Origin of the sequence: Marinobacter fonticola (assembly GCF_008122265.1) — a bacterium.
In the GTDB taxonomy this organism is placed as follows: domain Bacteria; phylum Pseudomonadota; class Gammaproteobacteria; order Pseudomonadales; family Oleiphilaceae; genus Marinobacter_A; species Marinobacter_A fonticola.
Window position 1 is genome coordinate 4,014,920 of the sequence record NZ_CP043042.1, and the last position, 24,375, is coordinate 4,039,294.

The following is a 24,375-nucleotide window of genomic DNA, read 5'->3' on the forward strand; positions in this document are numbered from 1 at the left end:
TGCGTTCACGCCGGCAAGTGCCGGCTGTTCGAATAAAAAGGCAGCGATCCCGAGGATCGCTGCCTTTTTATAACCAGTAGGCCAAATTACGCTTTACGCTTTTAGGTGAACCTGACCTCCATCGATTGGCGATTCGACGACATTTAGCGTCCGCGCGTTCGATCACCCCTGACTCAACAGCTCCCGCAAATCCGTAATCGCCGAGTTGGCTCTTGCCAGGTAGGACGCCATGGTCAGTGAGTGGTTGGCGAGAATGCCGAATCCGCTACCATTGAGCACCACCGGACTCCACATCGACTCCTGAGAGCCTTCAAGCTCGATAATGACCTGACGCACGCTTACCAACGCGTTCTTGTCCATCAAGACCTTGCGGAAATCCACTTCGATGGCGCGGAAGATGTGCAGCAGCGCCCAAGAGGTACCCCGAGCCTCGTAGAAGACATCGTCGATTTGGCTCCAAGGGGTCCTAACCACTTTGTATTCGTCAGATGTTTCGGTTTCCGGCAGCTCCCGCATACCCTCGCCAATGCTCTGCTTGCCCACGCTCTCACTCAAGCGCCGGGAGAGACTGCCCAGCCGGGTTTCCAGATCCGCCAGCCAATTGTTGAGATTGTCGGCACGCGCATAGAACTGAGCCCGGGGCTGCTGGGGGTCGGACAGACGGCTCAGGTAGCGTTTGAGGGCATCGATCCCCTTCTGGTATTCGGACTCGGTGGCAGGCAGAACCCAACTGCTATTGTCGAAGTGCATTTGCGGCTCGGCAACCGTCAGGTCCGGATCTTCCGCCGACTGGCTCTGCGAGCGGCTGATATCCTTGCGCAGCGCCCGGGTCATATCCCGCAGCTGTACCAGCACACCGAACTCCCAGCGGGGCATGTTATCCATCCACACGCCGGGCGGAAAAAGATCGTTGGTAATATAGCCGCCGGGCTTGTTCAACAGGGTTTCGGCCATCTTGATCAACGTCGCCGTGGTGGTAAAACCGGTCACCATTTCCCGATCCATCGCGCGCGCCGTCTCGCGCGTTTGCTCCTTGACCGAAAACGTATTCGGTTCGCTACTCCAGTAAATGCCAAGAATGGCCACCACCACCAGATAGACCACCAGCAAGGCCACGAGGAGCTTCGCCACCTTGCCGGCGCCACCCCGCGTATCGCCCGCCGATCCCCGGAAAAACCGTTTGGTTTTGCTCCACATAGCCTTGCACCTTGTTTCGTCTGTGATGAGGTTGATGCTGTTAGCCCTGCTCTATCCTGAGCGGACACCGCGCTATCGTGCCCTTACCTTGCCGGATTGTCGGGATCACCGCAATTGGAGCCGGGGCCTAGAGCGCCTGGCCTCAGGGCAAGTTTTCATCGGGACGCGCCAGATGGTAACCGGTACCGCCATCCACGCCTGACTCGGTGACTATATGCCATTCGGCTGCGGTTTCGACCCCGGCCGCAAACACCTCGACCCCGCGACTGTGGGCGATAGTCACGATGGACTTCAGGTAAAAACGGTTATCCGGATGCGTGTCGATATTGTGAATAAAGCTTGGATCAATACGCAGCGCCTGAAAAGGCAGATTACGCAGATAGCTGAAAGGTACGCCACCGACGCCAAAGTGGTCGACCAACACTCTGACGCCAAGCCGCCGCAGCAGGCGCACACAAAGCCCCACCTCGGTCCGGCGATGCTGCACGGCATCTTCCGCCACGCAAACCCAGAGACGGCTCCTGACGCCGTGAGCCTGTGTCAGCATCTGATCGATCTGCTCCCGAAACGCCTTGTCGGCAACGGATGACGAGCCGAAGGTGATGCTAAATTCAAGCGCCGGGTGCTGGTGCAGCAGCGCCAACACCCGGTCGAGAACCCGCACGTCCAGTTGTGCCATTAACTGGAACCGTTCAGCCATGGGCACGAACACGCCCGCCGCAACCCACTCACCATCGATCTCCAGACGCGACATGACATGATAGTGGTGGACCTCGCGGCTGGAGATTCTCAGCAGTGGCTGGAACAATAACTTGATGGAATCGTTCTCCAACGCCGCCTGCAGGTGTTCGCGCCACTGTTCGACACCGTGCTGGGTCGACTGAGTGACATCGAACACTTTACAGTTGCTCTCGCGTGACATTTGAGCCTGACGCAGCGCTTCGTCGCAGGCTTCGAAGAGCCCGCTCACACGGCTATCGTCGTTAGCGGCCGCCAGTCCGGCGTGAACCGCCACGTCTACTCCATTAGCCCGATCCGAGTATATGCCGTCCAGCTCCATCACCAGCGACTGCAACCAGAAGCGGGCATCGACAAGGGCAGCGCCGGGCAGGAACAGCGCAAATTCGGCACCGGCCCGACGCCCGGTGAAGGCCCCCGGGTGCAGACGCTCAAAGGTCCGCAGCTGCGAGGCCACGGCCTGCAGCATGGCGTCTGCCTCAGAGCGCCCGATCTGGTTATTGAAGTCCCCCAACCCGGCCAGCTGCAGCAACACCAGTACGCCCTGACGGCGGGATTCCTGGGTTTCGATCATCACCCGAAGACGCTGGTCGAATGCCGAACGGCTGGCGAGGCCAGTCAGGCGATCCTCGTTGTTCATTTGCCGCAAATGCGCTATCAGCTTGCCCTGACCTTCGAACAGCGCCCCCATATCTCCGGCCATTTGGTTCATGGCGTATGTCACCCTGGCCAGCTCTCGGGTACCCGCATCCGGTGCCTTAAATCGGAAGTCGCGACGGCGAATCGCCTCAGCCTGCCGTTCCAGCCCGTCAAGCGGACGCAGGGCACGCCGCATCATCAGGTAAAGCAGCAGCAGCGCACCACCGCCAATGACCAAAGTCCCCAAAGCCAACCGCCGGGCCATACGCCACAGGTCCTGATAGCCCGCCCCGGGATGGCTGGTCACCTCCACGGTGCCCAAAAATTGCCAGCCACGCATGACCGACGCCTCTGCGCGAAAGTCTTCCAGCGGTAGATCCGTCAGCTCGACAAACCAGGCGGGCACCCTGGAAACGAGCGCATTATCGCGGCGTTCGATCACGAACGCCTGAGCAACGTTCTCATAGCGAATGGATAAATAGCGGCTGCTGTCGAAGGTGGCATCGATCAGAGACGACGATGCCACCGGATCGCGACCGTCGATTGCATTGGAAAGGGACAGGCCCACGGCCACCGCACCGTCGTTCGCGTGGCCTTCGAGCTGCTCGACGATATAGCCTCGGAATACCGCCATACTCGCCAGCAGACTGGCCACGAGCAGGAGCAAAATCAGGCTCCCGGTAAAAAGCAACAGCAACAGCCGGAGTGAAACGATCCCACGACTTTTTCTGTGCATCCCTGGCCAATCCCTTTTCGTGAATGGGTGAGCCGGTGCCCGGAACTCGCTCTACGAATCCCCTCCGGCGGCTCGCGGGCTTCCGGATATGACAAACATTTACATAGCGTCACCTACGCCGACAACATAAAACACTATAGACTCTTCCGTAACCCGATGATGACTCTACAATCACAAGATGCAGGAGTTTCTGGACCCGTCTTTGTGCAGATCCGGCGTTCAGAGTTCAGAGTTCAGAGTTCAGAGTTCAGAGTTCAGAGTTCAGAGTTCAGAGTTCAGAGTTCAGAGTTCCGTGTCGTTACCGACGCCCCGCTTGGGCAAAAGCTGACACGTAAGAAAAATAACGCTATCCCGGGAAGACGTTGCCGGCGGGCACCCGCATTTCCGGACCATTGGAGCCCCTGAATAGCGCCTAAATCAATCGGAAAGCCAGAGGCAATCCAGGCGCTGTTCAGGGTTCCCATAGTGACGGGCCAGAGACTCAATGACTGAAGACAATCAAAAGGAAAAACTGAAGCAGCACTTTGCCCGGCGGGTGACCACCCAGGCACGCGTTGTCCTCGACACCTGGCAGAAAGTAAAAGAATCGGCCGATCAGGCGGAAATTCTGCACCGAGACCTTTCCAGCGCCACTGAAAAACTGGTGCGCTACGCCCAGCGCTTCGAGATGGAAAAGCATGCCGCTGCCGGTGAACAACTGCTTTCGATTCTCCAGCGCTGGCCCCCGGGAAGTCCGCTCTCCGGCGACGTGCAGGACGACATGCAAAGCGCCATAGATCAGCTCAGCCAGTGCACCCTGCGCCGCACGGACCAAGACCTGGAGGAAGCGCCACGCACCTATCTGCGCACCCCGGTCTATGTTGCCCTGTGCGAGATGGAGATGGCCCACCGGCTGATTAAACAACTGGAATTCTTTGGCTTCCGCGCCGCTGCCTTCGAGGATGCGGAAACCCTGATCGACGCCTGCAGCCGGCACAAACCGGAAACCATCCTGGTCGACGTCAACTTCGGCAACGCTCCCCTGACGGGCATCGCCACGGTTGAAGCTCTGCAGGAACGTCACGACACGCCCATTCCCATCGTTTTCATGAGCGACGAAGACGGCAGCATCGAAACCCGGCTGCGAGCCTCCCGCTGTGGCGGCGAAGAGTTTTTCTATCCATCGGTCGATCCCGGTCAGTTGATCGAGAAGATTGAGTCCTACACCCACGGCAACACCGTGGAGCCCTATCGCGTGCTGGTCCTGGACGACTCCCGTGCCCAAGCCAAGTTCATGGAGAACGTGCTGACCCGCGCCGGCATGAAAGCGCACATCATCACCGACCCCATGCAGATCATCCGTGCGCTGGACGAGTTCTCGCCGGAAATCATCGTGCTGGACATGTACATGCCCGGCTGTACCGGCATGGAGATCGCGCGGGTCATCCGCCAGCAGGACCGGTTGCACAGCGTGCCGATCATCTATTTGTCCGCCGAAGACGATGTCACCAAGCAGCTCCACGCGATGAGCCTGGGTGGCGACGACTTCCTCACCAAGCCGATCGACCCGAAGCACCTGATTGCCACCATCCATAACCGGGGCCGCAGAGCAAGATCGCTGCTGGCGCTGATGATCCGGGACAGCCTGACCGGATTGTTCAATCACACCCATACCCTGCACCTGCTCGACCAGGAAATCGTCAAGGCCAAGCAGAAGGACCAGCCCCTGTGCTTCGCCATGCTGGATATCGACTACTTCAAAAAGATCAACGACACCTACGGCCACCCTATCGGTGACCGCGTGCTGCGCAGCCTGTCGATGTTCCTCAAGCAGCGTCTGCGTAAGACCGACCACATCGGGCGTTATGGCGGCGAAGAATTCGCCCTGATTCTGCCTGGCACGCGGGAAAGCGACGCCAAGAACGTCATCAATGAAATCCGCGAGCGCTTCTCCGAACTTCTGCAACCGGCTGGCGCCAACGAATTCAGCGTGACCTTCAGTTGCGGCATTGCCTCCTGGAGCGGCGACAGCGCGCAAGCCCTGTGCGAGCGCGCTGACCGGGCCCTGTACGAGGCCAAGCGGTTGGGCCGCAACACCGTGGTATCGGCAAGCATCTGATCCGGATCCTCGATTCGGATCAGTCCGGGCAAGTTCTACCGGCGCCAGCGCACGTTCGGATTGATCCACATTAGCAACGACACAAGTGGATGTCGGCGCTGCACAAGCCGCCATCCACCGACTCCGACGCCTTACCGCCTTGTATTTCCCGTCAACTTTAAGCTCTCGTTTTCCCGCCTTTTTAGCCTCTTCGCTCTCCACTTTCCCTGGTTTCCCAGCCGGGAAAACTCTGATTAGGTCTCTTGGCAATTCTGGGTTGCCCTGAACGCCGGGATTGCCCTTAACGTCAATCAGCGGCGCCTTAGACCCCCCGCTATGAAACCAACGTCTTATGGACGTTATTTCCTACCTTGTTAACAATGGCCTCGGAGTTGGCGAGATTGGCCCGCCAAATTGTCAAAAAGTGTTGAAGATATCGTCTGCACTAATCATTATGATTGGAAAATGTCGTTATTTTCGGCGATCCTTCCAAAAACAATGCGACAACAAGGTTTCAGTCATGGCCACTATTCTCGCTCTACACGGCCCCAATCTGAATATGCTTGGCGTTCGGGAGCCAGACGTCTACGGCCACGAGACCCTGAACGACATCAACGAGCGCCTGCATCAGCAAGCCAGCGCAGCGGGCCACCATCTACTGCACCTGCAGTCGAACGCAGAGTATGAACTGATCAACCGCATCCATGAGGCGCGACAGGAAGAGGTGGACTACATTCTGATTAACCCGGCGGCCTTTACGCACACCAGTGTGGCGTTGCGTGACGCTCTGCTGGCGTCGGAAATACCTTTCATCGAAGTGCACTTGTCCAACGTGCATGCACGCGAACCCTTTCGCCGCCACTCCTACTTTTCGGATGTGGCGGATGGCGTGATCAGCGGCCTTGGCAGCCAGAGCTATGACCTGGCACTGCAAGCCGCGATGACGCGATTTGATGACTGAGTGGCGATAGAAGCTCAAGCAATTTCGACGAGAACAAGCCTATTTCGACGAGAAAAACTATGGATATTCGCAAAGTTAAAAAGCTGATTGAACTGATTGAAGAGTCGGACGTGGAAGAGCTGGAAATCCGCGAGGGCGAGGACGCTGTGCGCATCACCCGCCGTCGCAGCCAGGCTGAATTCGCGCAAATGCCCGCCCAGTATGCGCCGCAACCTGCGGCGGCACCGGCGCCGCAAAACGAAGCGCCTTCGGCGTCCGAGGAGTCGGCCGACAACAAGCCTTCCGGTCATTCGGTGCTGTCGCCCATGGTAGGTACCTTCTATCGTGCGCCCTCGCCGACCTCCAAGTCGTTCGCTGAAGTGGGCCAATCGGTGGTGGCCGGCGATGTGATTTGTATCGTTGAAGCGATGAAGATGATGAACCAGATTGAAGCCGACAAGAGCGGCACCATCGTCGACATCCTCGTAGAGAACGGGCAACCGGTCGAGTTTGACCAGCCCCTTTTTGTAATCGCCTGATCGAAGACGACTGACCCATGGCCATGATTGAAAAAGTCCTGATAGCCAACCGGGGCGAGATTGCGCTTCGCATCCTGCGCGCTTGCAAGGAGCTAGGCATCCGCACCGTTGCCGTGCATTCCCAGGTCGATCGCGACCTGATGCACGTACGGCTCGCCGACGAGTCCGTCTGTATCGGACCCAACAGCGCGAGTGAAAGTTACCTCAACATTCCCGCCATTATCAGCGCGGCCGAAGTCACCGACGCCGTGGGCATCCACCCCGGTTACGGCTTCCTGGCGGAAAATGCCGACTTCGCCGAACAGGTGGAAAAAAGCGGTTTCCGCTTTATCGGCCCGCGGGCGGAAACCATCCGCTTGATGGGCAACAAGGTGTCCGCCATCAACGCCATGGTCAAGGCCGGCGTACCGACGGTTCCGGGCTCCGACGGTCCGATTACCGACGACGACGAACACACCCTGGCTGTGGCCCGCAAGATCGGCTATCCAGTGATCATCAAGGCCGCTTCCGGTGGTGGCGGTCGCGGTATGCAGGTGGTGCACTCCGAAGCATCGCTGCTCAAGAGCATTCAGATTACCCAGTCCGAAGCCCGCAACGCCTTTGGCGACGAAACCTGCTACCTGGAGAAATACCTGGAGCGGCCGCGCCACGTAGAAGTTCAGGTGCTGGCTGACACCCACGGCAACGTCATTCACCTGGGCGACCGCGACTGTTCCATGCAGCGCCGCCACCAGAAGGTGATCGAAGAGGCCCCTGCCCCGAACATCGATCCCAAAGCCCGGGAACAGGCGCTCAAGGCCTGCGTCGATGCCTGTCAGGAAATCGGCTATGTCGGTGCAGGCACCTTCGAATTCCTGTATCAGGACGGCAACTTCTACTTTATCGAAATGAATACGCGGGTCCAGGTCGAACACCCCGTCTCGGAAATGGTGACCGGGGTGGATATCGTCAAGGAGCAGCTACGGGTCGCCAGCGGTCTGCCGCTGACCTTCAGCCAGGACGAAATCCGTATTGCCGGACACGCTATCGAGTGTCGAATCAACGCGGAAGACCCTAAAACCTTTGTTCCCAGTCCCGGCCAGGTTAAGCACTTCCACGCGCCGGGCGGCAATGGCGTGAGGGTGGATTCGCACATGTACAGCGGTTACACCGTGCCGCCGTTCTACGATTCCCTCGTGGGCAAGCTGATCACGTTCGGCGAAGATCGGGAGACGGCCCGCAAGCGCATGAAAAACGCCCTGGACGAGCTGGTCGTGGAAGGTATCAAGACTAACCAGAGCCTGCATCGGCGGTTGATTCTTGACGCTGGCTTCAAGAACGTGGAGTTTACCATCCACTATCTTGAGAAGCTGATCAGGGACTAGGCGTCTGCCAGGGTAGCACTGCGGGGCGTCCTACGGGCGCGGCTGTGCTGCTGCCCGACGGCGCTGCACTCGCTTGAATTGGCCACGACCAGCCCTGCGCTCTTGCGCCTGCCAGGCAACCGTACAGCCAGCCTGACAGGCGACCAACTTTTGTTAAGGGACACTAGCTATGCGCTGGATCCAGATGCGTGTTCCCACTGACCCGGAGCACGCCGAATTACTGGAAGACATTCTTATGGAGGCCGGCGCCGAGGCGGTCACCATGGAGGACGCCGCAGACCAGCCTCTGTACGAACCCGATCCCGGCACGACGCCCCTTTGGGGCCAGACCCGGGTCACCGGTCTGTTCAATGCCGACGCCAGCATCGACTCGCTACAGGCTATGGTAGCCACCGCCTATCACCAGCAAACCCAGGAGGAGCTCGGCGAGATTGATGTCGAGCTGCTCGAAGATAAGGACTGGGAGCGGGCCTGGATGGAGGATTTCAAACCTTTGTCCTTCGGTGATCGCCTGTGGATCGTTCCTAGCTGGCACGATGCGCCGGACCCCCATGCCGCAAACCTGTTGCTCGATCCTGGTTTGGCTTTTGGTACCGGCACTCACCCCACCACCGCGCTATGTCTGGAATGGCTTGACGGCCAGGATGTCGAGGACAACCAAGTCATCGACTACGGCTGCGGCTCCGGCATTCTCGGCCTCGCCGCGCTGTTACTCGGCGCCAAACACGTGATCGGTGTGGACACCGATCCCCAGGCTCTGGAAGCCAGCCGCGACAACGCCCGCCGCAACCAGATCGAGGATCCGCGTATGGACCTCTATCTGCCGGATCAAGAGCCGGATACGCAGACTGACGTCATGCTTGCCAACATCCTCGCCCAGCCATTAATCGGCCTGGCATCCAAACTGGCCAGCCGAGTTCGCGATGGTGGCGATATCGTACTGTCCGGCATCCTATCGACCCAGGCCCGTGACGTGATGGACGCGTACGAGCCTTGGTTCGCGATGGACGAGCCGGCCCAGCGGGAAGACTGGATTCGCCTGACAGGGCGGCGTCGCAACAGATGACGGCAGCGCAGCGACGGTCTACACTGTGGTCCTCAAAACGCCTGTAGACCTCAGAACGATTGTAGACCTCGAAATGCGCATACGCACCAATCTGTTGAGTACGATAAACAGAGGTCTGTTCAGTAGGACAAATAAGGAAATCTGCGCCGTTACCCGCAACAGGAACAGAGGATGAGCCAGAGCAGTACGCTGACACGTTGTCCCCATTGTGAGACCCGGTTCCGGGTGACCGAAGAGCAGCTCGGTATAGCGCGCGGTAAGGTGCGCTGCGGGAACTGCATGGAGGTTTTCAACGCCCTGGAGCACAGCGAGCCTGAATCCCCCGTCAGCCCATCTCCGTCCAAACCTGCGCCAGGCGCTGACACGCCATCCTCCGACGGCACCGGGAGTAGCCGGTTCGAAGTGGAGGACGACTTTGTTTTCGAAGACGATCCTGAGGAGGACGCCGCAGAAGGCAATTACGCGGGAACCAAGACCGCCTTCACCGAGGACGAACTCAGCGACAGCTTCCTGAAATACGATGAGAAGACCTCGGGCAGCTTCGGCGAAGAGGACGACGACATGACGTCCGATATCGATGAGAGCTGGGCCGAAGCGATTCTCGACGAGGACGAAAAACTGTCCCGCAAGCGCGCTGTCGCGCCCGAGGAATCCAGACCGGAAACCCAGCAACCGCCTGAGAAGACCAAAGCGCCCCAGCCTCCCGAGCGTGAGCCCGAACCCATAGCGCCGCCTTCTCACGCTCGCGAGCGCGCGAGCCAAGAAACGCCCGGCTTTGACCTGCCGGACGACGACGAGACCCTGGACGAAGCGGAACGTCCGATTAGCGCATCGCCCAGGGACGAACACGACGACCCCTTGGCGGCAACCCAGCGGATGGGCGGCGCAGCCCCCTACGACAACCTGCGCTACGAGCCGATAGCCGTCACGGGGCAACGCAGTTCCTGGGCACGTAAGACCTTATGGACCCTGGTCATCCTCGCCCTGATCGGACTACTGATCTCTCAAGTCACCTATTTCCAGCTCGACCGGTTGTCCAGCGTCCCCGAATTGCGCCCCTACTACGAGCAGGGTTGCGATATTCTCGGCTGCGACCTGCCACCCCTGGTAGCCATCGATCACATTCAGAGCCAAAAGCTGGTAGTCAGGACCGATCCGCAAAAAAGGGACACGCTCATCGTCGACGCGGTCATCGTCAACCAAGCCGGGTTCGAGCAACCCTTCCCCAACATTGGCCTCACATTCTCGAACCTCAATGGCGACGTAGTTGCCCAGAGCGTATTCGAGCCTGACGAATACCTGTCAGGCGAGGCCGGGCAGATGGAACGGATGCCGAGCCAGACGCCGGTGCGAATCTCGATATCCATTCGCGATCCCGGTCGGGACGCCGTCAATTACAACCTCTCGTTCCTCGCCCGGGACCGGAGTAGCTCCCAATAACTCAGACGTATCTCTCACGCCTGAATGGCACAGGACTACCTCTGAATAGCCCATGAATCACATCTGCGCGTTCCGAGTCAGTAATTGCACGCGGCATGATCTGCATCGACGCCTTTCCCTCGGGGCGCCCAGAGCGATTCACGCCCTGCCTTGCGGCTTTCTTAAAGGCTCTTCGCATGCCTGCGAAGACGCGCCTCGATAACGAGTCGCGCTGAAAGTCAGCGGCAATCCTGGGTTCGTTCAGAGATGCCTAAAGTCCCATCCCCGTCGGCACCTCACCGCTGAAAAGTCAACCAGATAGAACGAAAAATAATCAATTTTTTCGGCGCCTTACCCCTTCAATCACGGGTGGGTCGGGGGTATCATTGTCGCCCCTTGAGAACTGGTTGACTTTTAACCAGATCACCTGGTGTGAGCAGATGTTACCTGAAGCGAAGATCGGTTCCTACACACTACCCAATTCGTTGATCGTTGCGCCGATGGCCGGTGTGACGGACCGCCCCTTCCGTCTCCTGTGTCGTCGGCTCGGAGCCGGTCTGGCGGTCTCGGAAATGGTTATAGCAGACAGCCGGTTGTGGCACACCCGCAAGTCGCGCCTGCGTCTGGATCACGCCGGCGAGCCCGAGCCGCGATCAGTACAGATCGCCGGCGGCGACGCTGAAATGCTGGCCAACGCTGCACGCCTGAACGTGGAAAACGGCGCCCAGATCATCGACATCAACATGGGTTGCCCGGCGAAAAAAGTCTGCAATAAGGCCGCGGGCTCGGCACTGATGAAAGACGAGCCGCTGGTGCGCCAGATCTTGCAGGATGTAGTGGCCGCCGTGGACGTGCCGGTTACGCTGAAGATGCGCACCGGCTGGGACCGGGAGCACCGGAATGCCCCGCTAATCGCGCGCATGGCCCAGGACGCCGGCATCAAGGCCCTGGCCATCCATGGACGAACCCGGGCCGATGCCTACCTGGGCGACGCCGAGTACGACACCATCGCCGAAGTTAAGGCGAGCGTCGACATCCCGGTCTTCGCCAACGGTGACATCGTTTCGCCGGAGAAGGCCCGGCACGTGCTCCAGCACACCGGGGCCGACGGCCTGCTGATCGGCCGCGCTGCACAGGGCAGCCCGTGGATATTCCGGGAAATCGAGCATTTCCTCCGCACGGGCACCTTCATGGCAGCCCCTGCTCTGGACGAGGTCGAAGCCCTATTGCGGGAGCATCTGATCGCGCTTCATGGGTTCTATGGCGAGCGCATGGGCACTCGCATCGCCCGCAAGCATGTGGGCTGGTACCTCCAGTCCCATGACGTAGACAAACAGTTTCGCCGTCACTTCAACCAACTTGAGGCGGCGCAAACGCAACTCGACAGTATTGAACAGTATTTTTCAGGCTTACGAAATGGAGAGGTATTCGCAGCATGACCGCTGAGACACTGGCCAACGACAATGCACTCAATCCCAAAGGTGAAGGCAACCAGAGCCTGCAGGCCCCGGGCCGGAACGGCAATACCGTCACCCTGCGCGACAGCGTGGAAGTGGCGCTGAAGAACTACTTTGAACAGCTCGACGGCGCGCCCGTTACCGACGTCTACCAGCTCGTGCTGAGCGAGGTGGAAGCGCCGCTGCTGGAGCAGGTCATGCGTTACACGCGCAACAACCAGACCAAGGCTTCAACCATGCTGGGGCTGAACCGCGGCACCCTGCGCAAGAAACTGAAGCAGTACGGTCTGCTATAATCGCAGAACCCGACTCGACGAGGGCCACCGGTATCCACCGCGCGGCCCTCATTTCGTTCAGACTCAGTGAAAAACCGAGACCCATGGCAAACCAGGCTCCTATCCGTATTCGTCGAGCGCTGATCAGCGTCTCCGATAAGACCGGCATTATTGACTTCGCCCGCGCCCTGACCGGACGCAACGTAGAACTGCTCTCCACCGGCGGCACCTTCCGCCTGCTCCAGGACAACGGCATCGCCGTGACCGAAGTGTCCGACTACACCGGCTTTCCGGAGATGATGGCCGGCCGTGTCAAAACGCTGCATCCCAAGATCCACGGCGGCATTCTTGGCCGTCGCGGCACGGATGATGGCGTGATGGACGAGCACGGCATCCAGCCCATCGACATGGTGGTGGTCAACCTGTATCCCTTTGAAGACGCGATCGCCAAACCCGAGTGCGACCTGCCCACGGCCATCGAGAATATCGATATTGGCGGGCCCACCATGGTGCGTGCCGCCGCAAAGAACCATGACGATGTCGCCATCGTGGTCAACGCTTCGGATTACGGCCGCGTACTGGGTGAGCTTGACGGCGAGAGCGGCAAACTCAGCTATGCCACCCGTTTCGACCTGGCGGTCAAGGCGTTCGAACACACCGCTGGCTACGACGGCGCCATCGCCAACTACCTGGGCGGCCGTACCGCGGATAACGACAACGCCGACTTCCCACGCACGTTCAACGCCCAGTTCGTCAAAGTACAGGACATGCGTTATGGCGAGAATCCTCACCAGCGGGCCGCTTTCTATGCCGAGCGCCATCCCCGCGAGGCCTCCGTGGCCACGGCAGAACAGTTGCAGGGTAAAGCGCTGTCCTATAACAACGTGGCCGACACCGACGCCGCGCTGGAGTGCGTCAAACCCTTCGCCGATCCCGCCTGCGTCATCGTCAAGCATGCCAATCCCTGCGGCGTCGCCATCGGCGCGGATATCCGTCAGGCCTATGACCTGGCGTTCGCTACCGACCCCACGTCAGCTTTCGGCGGCATTATTGCGTTCAACCGCGAACTGGATGCGGAAACCGCCAAAGCCATCATCGACCGCCAGTTCGTGGAAGTGATTATCGCCCCGACCATTGCGCAGGATGCGGTGGATATCGTGGCGGCCAAGAAGAATGTGCGCCTGCTGGCCTGTGGCGACTTCAGCGGTGAGCGCGAGAAGGCGATGGACTACAAGCGTGTTACCGGCGGCCTGTTGGTACAGGACCGGGATCTGGGCATGGTGTCGATGGACGACGTTAAGGTGGTCACCGAGCGCCAGCCCAGCGAGGAAGAACTCAACGACCTGCTGTTCGCTTGGGAAGTCGCCAAATACGTGAAGTCCAACGCCATCGTCTACGCCAAGGCGGGGCGTACCATTGGCGTCGGCGCCGGCCAGATGAGCCGCGTTTACAGCGCCAAGATCGCCGGCATCAAGGCTGCGGACGAGGGGCTTGAAGTGGCCGGATCGGTGATGGCATCAGACGCCTTCTTCCCGTTCCGTGACGGTATCGACGCTGCGGCCACGGCCGGCATCAAGGCGGTCATTCAGCCAGGCGGCTCCATGCGCGACCAGGAAGTGATCGACGCCGCCAACGAACACGGCATTGCCATGGTCTTCACCGGCATGCGCCATTTTCGTCATTGATTGAGAACGGGCCTCGTGCCGGATGACGCCTTTGGCCCATCCGACCGAGATCGCTTCGGACTCGAACCGTAGGTCGGATGAGCCCAAGGCGCACTCCGACAAATAGGAATACAGCCATGAACATTCTGATCATCGGTAGCGGCGGTCGCGAACACGCCCTGGCCTGGAAAGCCGCCCAATCCCCCAGCGCCGATCGTGTTTTTGTAGCGCCGGGCAACGCCGGTACCGCTCGCGAACCGCGTCTGGAAAACGTCAGCATCGATGTACTGGCGCTGGACAAACTGGCCGACTTCGCTGCCGCCAACAACGTCGGGCTGACCATCGTGGGCCCGGAAGCACCGCTGGTTGAGGGTATCGTCGACCTGTTCCGCAAACGCGGCCTCCGGGTTTTCGGCCCGAACAAGGGCGCGGCGCAGCTGGAGGGGTCCAAGGCCTTCAGCAAAGATTTCCTGGCGCGCCACGCTATCCCAACCGCGGCCTACGCCAACTTTACCGATGTTAACGACGCCTTGGACTACGTCCGTGAGCAAGGGGCTCCTATCGTAGTCAAGGCCGATGGGCTGGCCGCAGGCAAGGGCGTGATCGTCGCCATGACCCTACAGGAAGCCGAGGACGCTATCCGCGACATGCTCGCGGGCAACGCGTTCGGCGATGCAGGCAGCCGGGTCGTCATCGAAGAATTCCTGGACGGCGAGGAAGCCAGCTTTATTGTCATGGCGGACGGCAAGAACGTCTTGCCCATGGCCACCAGCCAGGATCACAAGCGCGTGGGCGATGGCGATACGGGCCCCAATACCGGTGGCATGGGCGCCTATTCGCCGGCGCCGGTCGTCACCGATGCTGTCTACCAGCGCATCATGGACGACGTGATCCATCCGACCATTGAAGGCATGGCAAAAGAGGGGCTTCCCTACACCGGTTTCCTCTACGCCGGTCTGATGATCGATGCTCAGGGCGCCCCCAAGGTGATCGAGTTCAACTGCCGCTTCGGCGATCCGGAAACCCAGCCCATCATGCTGCGCATGCAGTCCGATCTGGTCGCGCTGTGTGACGCGGCCATTGACGGCAAACTGGACCAGTGCCGGTCCGAATGGGACCCACGCGCCTCGGTGGGTATCGTGCTCGCGGCCGGCGGCTATCCGGGCAGCTACGAGAAAGGCAAAGTCATCGGCGGCCTGCCCCCGAGCGAGGTAGACGGTGAAAAGGTTTTCCATGCCGGTACCCAACTCAACGGTGAAGACGTGGTCACCAGTGGCGGCCGTGTACTTTGTGCCACGGCTTTGGGCAACACGGTGACCGAAGCCCAGGAGAGAGCCTATCGGCTGGCTGGCCAGGTCGACTGGGAAGGTGCCTTCTATCGCAAGGACATTGCCTACCGGGCCATTGCCCGCGAACAGAACAAGCGGTAAGTTCAAGAGGCCCGGTCAAACACCGGGCCTCTTTCATTGGGTGAACCCCATGACCTGCCATCGTGTGGCATAAGGATATCCATGCACCGGCTTACACTGCGCTTCAAGGGCATCGTTACTCTGCTCGTTCTGTTGGTATGGCTATCGGGCTGCTCCCGCCAGGACCTTTACGATGCGGCCATCGCCTACGAGCGCAACGCGGCGGGGCTGGTCGAAGCAAGCATCGTTGTGGATGGTCGCACTATCGCGTATCTCCATAATAAGACGCCGCAAGAGGGCCGGGCGCTGGTCCTGCTACACGGCTTCGCCGCCAATAAGGCCCACTGGCTGCGCATGGCCCGCTATCTCACCGGCACCTATAACGTCTACGCCATCGACCTGCCTGGCCACGGGGATAGCAGCCAGGCCCCCGACGGCGATTACAGCATCGAAGCCCAGACGGGCTATGTGAACGCCATCCTCGATGCGCTCGGGCTGGGCCAGGTACACATGGTCGGCAACTCCATGGGCGGCGCCATCACTGCGCTGTATGCCGCCCGCTACCCCACCCACCTCGACAGCGCGACGCTGCTCGACCCAGCCGGTGTTCTCGAATATGACAGCGAATTTGTGTCATTGGTGCGGGAAGGTAATAATCCGTTGATTGTCCGCGAGCCCGGTGACTTTGAACGCCTGGTCGATTTTACCCTGGAGCAAGAGCCCTTCGTCCCCTGGCCCATCTATAGTGTTATGGAAGACCGGGCCCTAGCGCGCGAGGCCATCAATGAACGCATCTTTCTGCAAATCCGGGACTTCGGCTACCAACCGGCATTCCGCGACGCGCTGAACTCAATCACAGCGCCCGTGCTGATCGTCTGGGGCAAGAAGGACCGGGTGATCAACTACCGCAACGCCGAGGTGTTTGCCGAGCGGATCACCCGCTCGCGCAAGGTAATCCTCGACAATGTGGGGCACGCGCCGATGATCGAAGTACCCGAGGAGACGGCGAAGCTGGTCGCGGACTGGATCGAGAGGTCCTCCCCACCCCCAACCGAGGCGCTCTCCCGAATCGCGCCGGATTGATCTCGCGCAGTGGTAACCCTGCCGGTAACTTGCAACACTCGGCCGCTCCAGCACCCAATAACAAGCGCCGCGAAAATAGACCATTAGGGCCCTATGACTGAAGCTATTTGGATTCTCTTTGCATTCACCCTCGGCCTGCTCGCCCGTGCTGCCGGTTTACCGCCTCTGGTAGGTTATCTGGTGGCGGGTTTCGCCTTGAACGGCCTGGCCGCCGAGTTCGGCTTACCCACCGAAAGCAGCGAGACACTCGAACACCTCGCCCATTTGGGCGTCCTGCTGCTGTTGTTCACGGTGGGGCTCAAGCTGAAGTTCCGGTCGATATTCCGCCCGGAAGTCATCGGCGGCGGGCTGGTGCATTTCGTTATCACCTGTCTGGTATTTATGCCGGGTCTCTACCTGTTCCTGGGACTGACCGGCCTGGATGCGTTGATGCTGGCGATCGCCTTGTCCTTTTCCAGTACGGTGCTGGCGGCCAAAGTGCTTGAATCCAAGCAAGAACTCCGCGCTTTCCATGGCCGCGTGGCCATCGGCATTCTGATCGTCCAGGACCTGATCGCTCTGGTGGTGATGAGCCTTACTGCCGGTCATGCGCCATCGATCTATGCCCTGCTGGTATTTGCGCTGCCATTGCTGCGCCCGCTGTTGTTTCGACTCATGGATGCCACCGGGCACGACGAATTACTGGTGTTGCTGGGCTTGATGCTGGCGCTAGCAGTGGGCGGCATCGGCTTCGAGCTGGTTGGATTGAGTTCCGAGCTGGGCGCCCTGTTGATCGGTGCGCTCCTGGCCAAGCACCCGCGGGCGGTGGAGCTCTCCAATTCCCTATGGAGCGTCAAGGAAGTCTTCCTGGTGGGCTTTTTCCTGCAGATAGGCATGAACGGCCTACCCGACGACCGAGCGCTGATGTTCGCCATCGTGGCGGCTTGCCTGCTGCCCCTGAAGGGCCTTCTGTTCTTTTTCCTGCTGCTGGTGTTCCGCTTGCGGTCCCGCAGCAGCTTTCTCTCCAGCTTGCTACTGGCCAACTACAGCGAATTCGGTCTGATCCTGGCAAGCGTCGCGCTACCCCAGTGGCTCGTCCCGCTGGCGTTGACGGTGGCGCTGTCGTTCATTGTCTCGGCGCCGCTTAACCGCATGGCCCACCCGCTCTATGCGCGATTGGGGCGTTACATCGATGCGTTGGAAAGCAGTAAACGCCACCCTGACGAACAACCGGTTTCGCTGGGCGCAACCCGGGTATTGATTATCGGTATGGGGCGTACCGGCACGGCAGCCTACGACGAACTGCGGGAGATCGAACCCAATCTGATGGGCCTGGACTCCGACCCGGCCCGCCTCAAAGGCCATCAAGATGCGGAACGGCATGTGTTTTTCGCCGACGCCGAAGACTTCAACTTCTGGCAGACCCTCGACATGCCGCACCTGGAGGCGGTGGTTCTCTGTCTGCATGACATCGAAGGCAAGAAAATCGCGGCCCGGAAGCTGCGGGAGCGCGGCTTCACCGGCTTTATTGCCTCCCATACCCTACACGTGGATGAAGTGGCCCAGATTCTCGATGCGGGCGCCGATAATGCCTATCTGACCATGAACGAGACGGGGGTGGCCCTCGCGGGACACGTCCAGCAGAAACTCAGCCTGCCGCCACGGGACCCGGTGACGGACACCCAACGAACTTCTGATTAGGTCTGTTGCCGATTCAGCATTTTTCAAAGGCGCCCGGATGTCAGCCCGGTCGATGGCCATGGCTGCCCGGGACGTGAGTCTCCTTATCGTCCGCCGCGGCCTCCATCCGGTCCAATTCGTTGAGGATGCCGCAATCCCGGGCGGCCTGCTCTTCGTGGCACTGGCCTTGGATGACTTCAAGCTGGTGCGCGAGCTGGTTAAGCTCGTCGATGCGCCGCCGGACATGCCCAAGGTGTTCCCCCAACAGCTGGTTGGCCTCGCCACACCGGGCTTCCGGGTTATCGCGCAGCTCCAGCAGGTGACGCACTTCATCAAGGGTCATGTCGAGTGACCGGCAATTGGCAATGAAGCGCAGCCGGTCGACGAAGCCGGCCCCATAATCCCGGTAATTGGATTCACTGCGCAGAGGCGCCGGAATCAGACCGATGCGTTCGTAGTAACGGATGGTTTCCTGGGTGAAACCGGTTTCAGACGCCAGTGTTCCGATACGCATCGCATTCCTCCTTACACCCGGTGCAGCTCTTTGCACACAGTGTATTTCTCTTTGCACCTAGTGTATTTCTCTCTGCACATAGAGTATGTCCCTTGCAGCCACCGTTCTCTTCCTTGCGGACAGTGCTCATACAGCGTCATCCGGTTGGCGACCGGCTCACTCCTGAGCAATCGGCGCAAAGGTTGCCCCGGTCAGGCGTGCGAGGTCGGCCGGGGCCAGCTCGATCTCCAGACCACGGCGACCGGCACTGACATAGACGGTAGAAAAAGCCTCCGCCGAGGCGTCGATGACGGTACGTAGACGCTTTTTCTGGCCCAGCGGGCTGACACCGCCGAGGACGTAACCGGTGGCACGTTCCACGTCCCGGGCATCGGCCATGGCCGCTTTTTTCGCGCCCGCCGCCTTGGCAAGCCGCTTCAGATTGAGCTTGCCGGTGACGGGCACGATGCCCACGGCCAAACCTTGGCCGTCCAACTGCAAGACCAGCGTCTTAAACACCTGTTCCGGCGCCAACCCCAGCTTGGCTGCGGCTTCTTCGCCGTAGCTCTCGGCGTGGGCATCATGTTCGTACGCGTGGATTTCGAAGTCTATCCCGGCTTTGCTGGCCTGTTCGATAGCGGGCGTCATACGTATTGCTCTCCTGATCCTGCATTTGAGGTCGCAGTGTCCCGAGCTCAACTCGTCCCCATCACCACCAGCTGGTCGCCCGGCTTCAGATCGAGCGGCGTATGGCGTTCAGGGTTCATCTCTATCAAGCGGCCGTGCTCGTCGGGTGTGCTTCTGAAAATGCCGAGGGCGGTTTCACCGCGGGCGCCAGCGGCCTGTTCGAAGGCCGCGAAATCAGCCTGCTCCGGCAAATCGAAATCCGCCGCCGGGCGTATCATGATTTCGGCCCCGCCGGGCGTAAACAATTCGTCCAGGACCACCCGCAGTTCCCGGCGCAGGGCCACTTGGGCGAGAATATGACTGAGGATCATTGGCGTGACCAGGGTCTCGCTCTGGTTGGTGACCAGCAACGTTTCGTTATCCGGGTCGCTCAACTCCATGATGACCTGAGGCATGGCCTCGGCGGACATCAAGACCTCCTGCAGTTGCAGATAGCCCATCATGGTACGGGCATCGGCCTCCTCACCGGTCGAAAGCCGGTCGCTACTCAGCAGAAACACGGCGTCGTAGCCCGCCGGATCGACGCGGCGCAACTCTTCCTCGACGACAAAATCGGCGACCAACTGGCGGTGCGTGACGCTGCCCCCCTGCGGCAGGTAGCGGGCGATTTCGCTATCGCGCATGTCCGCGGCGAGAATCGACACCAAGTCCACCTCGTAAGCATGGCCGGGATAACGGGCCATTTCCGCCAGCATAGCCGGCACGCGTCGATTCCATCCCAGTATCAGCACCCGGTGATGCGGACCGCTTTGCATAACCGGCAGTTGCTGGCCGCTTACGCGCTCCACCGGTTCGAGGCGCGTCTGGCCCTTGGTCTCGCCTGGCCCCAGGGGATCGGTATCGTCGTAGTCCTGAGCCATCACGATAATCCGGTCTTCATCCGTTATCGTGGTACCGGACGGCGCATTCAATCTTACACTCCAACCGTCTCCAGCTCGCTCGAGGATGCCGAGGACAACGGCGTGGGGACAGTCCCGGGCAAACTCGCCCAGAGTCCGCCCTTCGGCAAGGTCACCCGACCGGACAAAAACATCGTTGCCAAACCGGGCTGTGAGCAGTTCATTGAGAACCTCGGACAATCCAGGGTGCAGCAGGGTCTGCACCAGCAGGCGGCTGATCATGGCGTCGCTGGCAATCACCTCTAACGGGCCCGGGTAGGCGCGTTCCACCACCGCCTGCTTGCGGATATCCTCGATCTCGGCCACCACATAAGGTAACCGGGCGTGCAAATACTGCGCCTGCGAAGTCATCGACAGCAGCGCCTTGACCGTTTCCACATCGGAGGTCACCAAGCTGTCGGGCCCATGGGAGGAACTGGGTACGATCACCGCCGCTGCATCGAGGCAGGCCACCCGATGCAAGGCTTCCGGTTGCAGGGGGGTTCCCGAGCGCAAGACAATCTGCCGGGCGCGGCGGCCAATATCCCGCTCGTTACGAAGACTCAAGGTTTGTGCGGACGTCACCTCTTCAGAAAGCACCACCAGCCGCAAACGCTTGGTGGCATGACGCTCCAGAAACCGTTTGACCCGGCCGGTAGATGCCAGCAACTCCTGCAGGATGGGAACGGTGCGGCTGGTCCAGCCCAGGACAACAACGTGGTTGCGTAGGGTGACCGGCGTCAGGCCGCGTTCCAGATCGGTCATCTTGGCTATCAGCGAGCGCGTCAGGATCGCCACCAGCGTACCCATGAAAACGACGTAACCGGTCACGGTTAGCATGGTGGATACGAGCCTGCGCCAATCACCTTCGTCATCGCCGAGATAACCCGGGTCCGTCAGTCTCAGGAAGGCCCACCAGACCGCGTCGCCCAGATCGGCGAAAGAATCCGAGCCGGGCCAGACCAGCAACCCTCCGATCAGCGATATCAGACCAATACCCACGCCGACTACCAACAGTTGGAAAAGGGCCCCTTTTACAAACTGTCGTTCGACAATGTACTTAACACGATCTAGCAGTGACAACGGCAGCATGGGTTTTCCTTTTTCTTTATGTTTCGCAACCGACGGAGCCGACTCAATAGTCGGTAAATCATCATGTTAGCAACAGATCAAGCGGTCAATAGATCCGCTCTGTCTAGGCTGGGCGACTTCGCTCGGCATTAACCTATGTCAAGTCCCTTTACGACTTGTTCTTAACCGTCGCATGTCGTTCCTCACAACACTTCGGAAAAGGCGGCTTTTTACCGGATCGGCATTAAAAATGCTCCCGTTTTGGCCGGAGTCATTTTAGGTCAGCGGCGGGGATCGATGCTGCAGATCCAATGACTTTCAGGGAGCGTCCCTCCACCGTGGTCTCATTTCGAGTGATCGAGGCGATAGCGTAGTCTCCCGGGAAACCGAGACGGACTCGCTGCGGTGCAGCGCATGTCCTACGTTATCTCCCGGTTTCCCTCCAGGTATGACCTATTACTGTTGAAAGGACGTCGACGTCTATTTGTCAAAGACGGACACCCTGGGGACTGGCCATGCTTTCCAATAAAAACCTGATATGGCTCGCACCGGGCAACGAGCTAATAGCTCCCGGCAATGAACTGTCGTCCAACTGGACACTGACGCCTATCGATATAGCCTATCCGCCGCGACGACGACGTCCGGCCTTTCCCCTGACCAGAGTGGGGCTTATTGACCTGACCGGATTCAATGCCGACCACTGTCAGTACCTGGAAGCCTGGATAGAACAGCTACGACCCACCCACTGGGTTGGATTGCTCGACACACAGCCAGACCAGGCCGGGCCCCTGAGCGACATCGTTACGGACTTTTGTTCGGATTACCACACCCATCCCTATGATCTGCGGCGGCTTGATCACTGCCTGGGGCATCTCTGGGGCATGGCGAACCTGCGTCTGCGTCGCGGCTATGTTGGGAACAACGCCTTCAAGCATCAAGCCTTGAACGGAGCATCGCCTGCCATCCGTCAGGCCCGTGAATTGCTAAGACGCTACGCGCATACGCTTGAACCTGTGCTCATCACCGGCGAGAGCGGGACCGGCAAAAACGCCGCTGCCCGTTTTTTGCACGATTACTCCAACGTACGACAAGGCCCCTACATTGCCGTAAATTGCGCTGCTCTGCCGCCGACCCTGACACAGAGCGAGCTGTTCGGACACGAAAAAGGTGCATTTACCCACGCGCTGTCCGCCCGTACCGGTCGTATCGAACAGGCGAACGGCGGCAGCCTGGTATTCCGCGACATCGATGAACTACAGCCGGCGCAGCAATCGGTATTATTGCGCTTTCTTCAGGAAGGTCAGATCGAACGCCTGGGCGGTCATCGTCCGCGGAACGTGCAGGTGCGGGTAATCGCCACCAGTTCGAGACCATTGGAAAAGTTGGTCAGTACCGGGGAGTTCCGCGCCGACATGTTCTACCGGCTGGGTGGCCTGCAGGTGCGCCTCCCTCCCTTACGTGAGCGTCTAGAGGACATACCGTTGCTGGCCGAGGCTATCCTCGGCTCACCCGGTGGCCCGATCCTCCAGCAGGGCAAGCGACTGGGAGAAGAGGCTCTTCGCAGCCTACTACTGCATTACTGGCCCGGCAATCTGCGGGAACTGGAAAACCGGCTGCACCGGGCAATGCTGCTTGGGGAATCGATCGTCATTACCCCCCACGACCTGGAACTGAAACCCCCGGCGGCAATCAGTGGCGCCCTGCCTCATCTAACCCTCGCACGCGTCCGGGCACGCGCCGAACGCGAAGCCATTACTCACTGCCTCAACCTGTCGAATCAGAACATTTCCGCCGCCGCCCGACTGCTGCGGATATCAAGACTGTCACTGTACCGGCTCATGAAAAAACACGGCGCAAAACCGGTATATCCGACACCCAGTACCCGGGCGCTCAAGCGCAAAGGAGGTCTGTCATGAACTCGAGTTTTGTCGTGAAACGCATTGTCCTGCTATCGACTTTGGCTACCGCGCCTGTACTTGCCCAGGAGACACCATCCGAGGCAGAGGCAGAAGCCGAGCGTATCCAGGAAAAAGCCAGCGTGATCGCCTCGATCACGACCGACCGCGGCATTGTCACCCGCGCCGGACGTTTCGTCATCGAACCTGCATTCTCATATGCCAACAGCAACTCCACGGTTGTGGCCATCGAGGGCTACACGGTGGTGCCTGCCCTGTTGGTGGGGCTGATCAATATTTCCGAGGTGCAACGTGATATCTTCGTCGGTGCAGTCACCTTGAAGTACGGCATCACCAGTCGGCTGGAAACCACCGTGCGGGTCCCCTATCTCAGTATTGACGAAGATCTGCGCGAGCGTCAGGCCTTTCAAGGCACACCGGTTGATACGCTGAGCGAGTCATCGGGGGAAGGCCTGGGCGACGCCGAAGCCACCATCAGGTACCAGTTCAATGATGGCCTAGCCGGCTGGCCCTATATTCTGGGCACCCTGCGTGTTAAAGCGCCCACGGGAGAAGGCCCCTATGATGTTGATCGGCGAGTGTTGGAGGACAGCGAGGGCAACCCTATTGGCGTGGCCTTTTCCGAACGACCCACAGGCTCTGGTTTCTGGGGCATCGAGCCCGGGCTTTCCTTTATCTACCCTTCCGACCCGGCAGTACTGTTCGGCAATCTCAGTTACACCTATACGATTGAGGAGGACGAAGGCTTCGAGAATGGCGGTACGATCGACCCAGGCAATATCGTGCGATTCGGTTTCGGGATGGGATTCGCATTTAACGAGCGGACATCGTTCAGTCTGGGCTACGACCACTCAGTGATCCCCAAGACCGATGTGGAGTTCGACAACGATTTGAACAATGCTCAGTTCGACCGGATTCAAGTGGGCTCACTGGCATTTGGCCTGTCCCATCAACTGACCGCCGATACCAGCCTAAGTCTTTCCGTCAGTATCGGCGTTACGGAGAATGCGCCCACAACCGAGCTGACACTAAAGCTACCGATGGCATTTTAAGTCAGCGAGTTAACCA

At 59.7% G+C, this 24,375-nt stretch carries 19 protein-coding genes; 14 read left to right on the forward strand and 5 right to left on the reverse strand.

Features of this window, described 5'->3' with window-relative positions:
* Nucleotides 1-162 precede the first annotated feature (162 nt).
* Nucleotides 163-1,197, reverse strand: coding sequence for a DUF2333 family protein (locus FXO11_RS17895; protein WP_148864299.1), 1,035 nt, complete (start codon nucleotides 1,195-1,197; stop codon nucleotides 163-165).
* A gap of 142 nt (nucleotides 1,198-1,339) precedes the next feature.
* Complete coding sequence (locus FXO11_RS17900) at nucleotides 1,340-3,310, reverse strand: EAL domain-containing protein (protein WP_148864300.1); 1,971 nt, start codon at nucleotides 3,308-3,310, stop codon at nucleotides 1,340-1,342.
* Between the two features lie 484 nt (nucleotides 3,311-3,794).
* Between FXO11_RS17900 and FXO11_RS17905 the strand changes: the two genes are divergently transcribed.
* The 12 genes from FXO11_RS17905 to FXO11_RS17960 all read left to right on the forward strand — a co-directional run bounded on the left by FXO11_RS17905 (nucleotide 3,795) and on the right by FXO11_RS17960 (nucleotide 18,283).
* Complete coding sequence (locus FXO11_RS17905; protein ID WP_148864301.1) at nucleotides 3,795-5,408, forward strand: diguanylate cyclase; 1,614 nt, start codon at nucleotides 3,795-3,797, stop codon at nucleotides 5,406-5,408.
* Between the two features lie 499 nt (nucleotides 5,409-5,907).
* Nucleotides 5,908-6,348, forward strand: coding sequence for a type II 3-dehydroquinate dehydratase (gene aroQ, locus FXO11_RS17910; RefSeq protein WP_148864302.1), 441 nt, complete (start codon nucleotides 5,908-5,910; stop codon nucleotides 6,346-6,348).
* Between the two features lie 59 nt (nucleotides 6,349-6,407).
* Entirely contained in the window at nucleotides 6,408-6,866 is a 459-nt protein-coding gene (gene accB / locus FXO11_RS17915; protein ID WP_148864303.1) for an acetyl-CoA carboxylase biotin carboxyl carrier protein, read from the forward strand.
* A 17-nt stretch (nucleotides 6,867-6,883) separates the two neighbouring features.
* Nucleotides 6,884-8,230: an acetyl-CoA carboxylase biotin carboxylase subunit gene (gene accC / locus FXO11_RS17920; RefSeq protein WP_148864304.1), complete on the forward strand. Its 1,347-nt coding sequence runs from the start codon at nucleotides 6,884-6,886 to the stop codon at nucleotides 8,228-8,230.
* Nucleotides 8,231-8,399: 169 nt separating this feature from the next.
* Complete coding sequence (prmA, locus tag FXO11_RS17925; protein ID WP_148864305.1) at nucleotides 8,400-9,296, forward strand: 50S ribosomal protein L11 methyltransferase; 897 nt, start codon at nucleotides 8,400-8,402, stop codon at nucleotides 9,294-9,296.
* A 171-nt stretch (nucleotides 9,297-9,467) separates the two neighbouring features.
* Nucleotides 9,468-10,736: a DUF3426 domain-containing protein gene (locus FXO11_RS17930; RefSeq protein ID WP_148864306.1), complete on the forward strand. Its 1,269-nt coding sequence runs from the start codon at nucleotides 9,468-9,470 to the stop codon at nucleotides 10,734-10,736.
* 419 nt (nucleotides 10,737-11,155) lie between these two features.
* Nucleotides 11,156-12,154 (forward strand): tRNA dihydrouridine synthase DusB, encoded by a 999-nt coding sequence (gene dusB / locus FXO11_RS17935; RefSeq protein WP_148864307.1) that lies wholly within the window; start codon nucleotides 11,156-11,158, stop codon nucleotides 12,152-12,154.
* Nucleotides 12,151-12,468, forward strand: a complete 318-nt coding sequence (gene fis / locus FXO11_RS17940) for a DNA-binding transcriptional regulator Fis (protein WP_148864308.1) — start codon at nucleotides 12,151-12,153, stop codon at nucleotides 12,466-12,468. The genes dusB and fis overlap by 4 nt, the downstream gene beginning before the upstream one ends.
* 83 nt (nucleotides 12,469-12,551) lie before the next feature.
* Nucleotides 12,552-14,132: a bifunctional phosphoribosylaminoimidazolecarboxamide formyltransferase/IMP cyclohydrolase gene (purH, locus tag FXO11_RS17945; RefSeq protein ID WP_148864309.1), complete on the forward strand. Its 1,581-nt coding sequence runs from the start codon at nucleotides 12,552-12,554 to the stop codon at nucleotides 14,130-14,132.
* Between the two features lie 116 nt (nucleotides 14,133-14,248).
* Nucleotides 14,249-15,541 carry a phosphoribosylamine--glycine ligase gene (gene purD, locus FXO11_RS17950; RefSeq protein WP_148864311.1) on the forward strand — a complete coding sequence of 431 codons (1,293 nt, stop codon included), beginning with the start codon at nucleotides 14,249-14,251 and terminating at the stop codon, nucleotides 15,539-15,541.
* A gap of 81 nt (nucleotides 15,542-15,622) precedes the next feature.
* Nucleotides 15,623-16,603, forward strand: a complete 981-nt coding sequence (locus tag FXO11_RS17955) for an alpha/beta fold hydrolase (RefSeq protein WP_148864312.1) — start codon at nucleotides 15,623-15,625, stop codon at nucleotides 16,601-16,603.
* A gap of 93 nt (nucleotides 16,604-16,696) precedes the next feature.
* Nucleotides 16,697-18,283 (forward strand): cation:proton antiporter domain-containing protein, encoded by a 1,587-nt coding sequence (locus FXO11_RS17960; protein ID WP_148864313.1) that lies wholly within the window; start codon nucleotides 16,697-16,699, stop codon nucleotides 18,281-18,283.
* Between the two features lie 40 nt (nucleotides 18,284-18,323).
* Here the strand turns inward: FXO11_RS17960 and cadR are convergent, their stop codons facing one another.
* The 3 genes from cadR to FXO11_RS17975 all read right to left on the reverse strand — a co-directional run bounded on the left by cadR (nucleotide 18,324) and on the right by FXO11_RS17975 (nucleotide 21,412).
* Nucleotides 18,324-18,776, reverse strand: a complete 453-nt coding sequence (cadR, locus tag FXO11_RS17965) for a Cd(II)/Pb(II)-responsive transcriptional regulator (RefSeq protein WP_148864314.1) — start codon at nucleotides 18,774-18,776, stop codon at nucleotides 18,324-18,326.
* 156 nt (nucleotides 18,777-18,932) lie between these two features.
* The gene (gene ybaK / locus FXO11_RS17970; RefSeq protein ID WP_148864315.1) at nucleotides 18,933-19,403 is read right to left on the reverse strand and encodes a Cys-tRNA(Pro) deacylase; all 471 of its coding nucleotides are present in this window, start codon (nucleotides 19,401-19,403) and stop codon (nucleotides 18,933-18,935) included.
* A gap of 47 nt (nucleotides 19,404-19,450) precedes the next feature.
* Complete coding sequence (locus FXO11_RS17975) at nucleotides 19,451-21,412, reverse strand: CASTOR/POLLUX-related putative ion channel (RefSeq protein WP_148864316.1); 1,962 nt, start codon at nucleotides 21,410-21,412, stop codon at nucleotides 19,451-19,453.
* A gap of 494 nt (nucleotides 21,413-21,906) precedes the next feature.
* On the opposite strand from FXO11_RS17975, the gene FXO11_RS17980 reads away from it, so the two are divergent.
* Both FXO11_RS17980 and FXO11_RS17985 read left to right on the forward strand, forming a co-directional pair.
* Entirely contained in the window at nucleotides 21,907-23,307 is a 1,401-nt protein-coding gene (locus FXO11_RS17980; protein WP_148864317.1) for a sigma-54 dependent transcriptional regulator, read from the forward strand.
* Nucleotides 23,304-24,359, forward strand: a complete 1,056-nt coding sequence (locus FXO11_RS17985; RefSeq protein WP_148864318.1) for a transporter — start codon at nucleotides 23,304-23,306, stop codon at nucleotides 24,357-24,359. The genes FXO11_RS17980 and FXO11_RS17985 overlap by 4 nt, the downstream gene beginning before the upstream one ends.
* Nucleotides 24,360-24,375: the final 16 nt, after the last annotated feature.

Coding starts and splice junctions, on each gene's coding strand:
- FXO11_RS17895 (WP_148864299.1), bottom strand. CDS start 1,197: ATGTGGAGCAAAACCAAACGGTTTTTCCGGGGATCGGCGGGCGATACG.
- FXO11_RS17900 (WP_148864300.1), bottom strand. CDS start 3,310: ATGCACAGAAAAAGTCGTGGGATCGTTTCACTCCGGCTGTTGCTGTTG.
- FXO11_RS17905 (WP_148864301.1), top strand. CDS start 3,795: ATGACTGAAGACAATCAAAAGGAAAAACTGAAGCAGCACTTTGCCCGG.
- aroQ (WP_148864302.1), top strand. CDS start 5,908: ATGGCCACTATTCTCGCTCTACACGGCCCCAATCTGAATATGCTTGGC.
- accB (WP_148864303.1), top strand. CDS start 6,408: ATGGATATTCGCAAAGTTAAAAAGCTGATTGAACTGATTGAAGAGTCG.
- accC (WP_148864304.1), top strand. CDS start 6,884: ATGGCCATGATTGAAAAAGTCCTGATAGCCAACCGGGGCGAGATTGCG.
- prmA (WP_148864305.1), top strand. CDS start 8,400: ATGCGCTGGATCCAGATGCGTGTTCCCACTGACCCGGAGCACGCCGAA.
- FXO11_RS17930 (WP_148864306.1), top strand. CDS start 9,468: ATGAGCCAGAGCAGTACGCTGACACGTTGTCCCCATTGTGAGACCCGG.
- dusB (WP_148864307.1), top strand. CDS start 11,156: ATGTTACCTGAAGCGAAGATCGGTTCCTACACACTACCCAATTCGTTG.
- fis (WP_148864308.1), top strand. CDS start 12,151: ATGACCGCTGAGACACTGGCCAACGACAATGCACTCAATCCCAAAGGT.
- purH (WP_148864309.1), top strand. CDS start 12,552: ATGGCAAACCAGGCTCCTATCCGTATTCGTCGAGCGCTGATCAGCGTC.
- purD (WP_148864311.1), top strand. CDS start 14,249: ATGAACATTCTGATCATCGGTAGCGGCGGTCGCGAACACGCCCTGGCC.
- FXO11_RS17955 (WP_148864312.1), top strand. CDS start 15,623: ATGCACCGGCTTACACTGCGCTTCAAGGGCATCGTTACTCTGCTCGTT.
- FXO11_RS17960 (WP_148864313.1), top strand. CDS start 16,697: ATGACTGAAGCTATTTGGATTCTCTTTGCATTCACCCTCGGCCTGCTC.
- cadR (WP_148864314.1), bottom strand. CDS start 18,776: ATGCGTATCGGAACACTGGCGTCTGAAACCGGTTTCACCCAGGAAACC.
- ybaK (WP_148864315.1), bottom strand. CDS start 19,403: ATGACGCCCGCTATCGAACAGGCCAGCAAAGCCGGGATAGACTTCGAA.
- FXO11_RS17975 (WP_148864316.1), bottom strand. CDS start 21,412: ATGCTGCCGTTGTCACTGCTAGATCGTGTTAAGTACATTGTCGAACGA.
- FXO11_RS17980 (WP_148864317.1), top strand. CDS start 21,907: ATGCTTTCCAATAAAAACCTGATATGGCTCGCACCGGGCAACGAGCTA.
- FXO11_RS17985 (WP_148864318.1), top strand. CDS start 23,304: ATGAACTCGAGTTTTGTCGTGAAACGCATTGTCCTGCTATCGACTTTG.